The 252-nt window shown below is 56.7% G+C and carries 1 protein-coding gene; it reads left to right on the top strand.

Features of this window, described 5'->3' with window-relative positions:
• Positions 1 to 27: 27 nt before the first annotated feature.
• The coding region (locus SB658_RS25955; protein WP_410603358.1) for a hypothetical protein at positions 28 to 252 on the top strand (225 nt) is incomplete at its 3' end.

Raw genomic sequence — 252 nt, 5'->3', positions numbered from 1 at the left:
CGATACACCTAGTTCAAGGAGATACGCATGACACGTACGCTTCAAACGCGTCGCTACCGGCTTCGCCCCGACGCCGCAGAAGACTTTGTCTCGTGGTGGAGCAGCACGCTAGTGGAGCTACGGGAAAACGCGGGCTTCCAGGTGGAGTTCGCTTCCTACTCCCCAGATACGTACGAGTTCCTCTGGGGAGTGAGCGCTCCAGGTGATGAGGACGATTTTCTGGCACTAGAAGCCAAGTACGTCAAGTCTCCA

The sequence above is a fragment of the Bacillus sp. SIMBA_008 genome, from assembly GCF_046535495.1.
GTDB lineage: Bacteria > Bacillota > Bacilli > Bacillales > Bacillaceae > Bacillus > Bacillus subtilis.
The sequence above is the reverse complement of the archived record's forward strand: the minus strand, read 5'-3'. Positions and strand labels throughout refer to the sequence as shown.